The sequence below is a fragment of the Moorena sp. SIO3I6 genome, from assembly GCF_010672095.1.
Genome location: NZ_JAAHHU010001789.1, coordinates 1 through 1,000, shown reverse-complemented (window position 1 = coordinate 1,000; position 1,000 = coordinate 1). Strand labels below are relative to the sequence as shown.

1 protein-coding gene is annotated in these 1,000 nt (G+C 46.4%); it reads left to right on the top strand.

Going from position 1 to position 1,000, the window contains the following annotated elements; genetic code table 11:
- Positions 1–388 precede the first annotated feature (388 nt).
- On the top strand, positions 389–1,000 hold a 612-nt coding region (locus F6K49_RS53150), incomplete at its 3' end, for a serine/threonine-protein kinase (RefSeq protein WP_293111208.1).

Below are 1,000 nucleotides of genomic sequence, written 5' to 3'. Positions count from 1 at the left end.
GTTTGATCCTGATTAACAACTCCTGCTACAGAATAATTAAGCTGATTGAACCTCCCCACCCGTCGCAGGGATGGGGATTCCCAGGCACAGCCGTGGGCGACTGTTATCTCCATGGGCGTGACTTTCCCGCGCACCGAGGGTAGCTGAGTAGGGTCAATACCCAGTTTTTTTGAGACCCTTACTTTTTATATTAACACTATTTGAGAGGGAAAAGAATACCCCGACCTAAGAGGACGGGGATGAATTTTCCCTCTCAAACTCTCCCACTCTGATAATTTCGGTAATAGTTATCCTCGTTTTTCCTTGATACTTGATTGTTAGAAAGGGAGGAACGAAACCTAGGTAGTGTCAACCATTCTGCACCACTTAAGGTTAGCATAGGTGGGAGTTGAACTTAACTTTCATGGACTTAAAGGCAGGCACAGTCTTGCACAACGGCAAATATGTTATTCATAGCCAGCTAGGTAAAGGTGTCTTTAGCATCACCTACCTAGCCATAAACGCTGAGTCTGGTCAAACCGTCGTGATCAAAACCCTCAGCGACAATCTGTGCCACCATCCCCATGGTGACCAGTTCAAGCGGCAATTTATTGCCCTTGGTAGGCTCTTGAGCGGCTGTCAGCATCAGCATTTAGTCAGGGTAATCGAATCCTTTGAAGCTGACGGACGACCTTACCTAGTCATGGAATATATTCCAGGGCAGACGTTAGCTGAACTCATCCAAGCCAACTTGGTTCCAGAAGCTCAAGCTATTGCATACATTCGTCAAATTGGCGATGCCCTGAGCATATTACATCAAAAGGGTTTGCTGCATCTAGATGTTAGACCGGAAAATATCATTCTGCGTCAAGATACCGATACACTAGTGCTATGTGAGTTTGGTATTACTAGTCAACTCACCCTAGGAGTCAGGCAAACCCACGCCAGTTTAATTGCTGCTGGGTATAGCGCCCCCGAACAGTACGTTTCTAAAGGACAACTTTCCCAGGCAACCGATGTT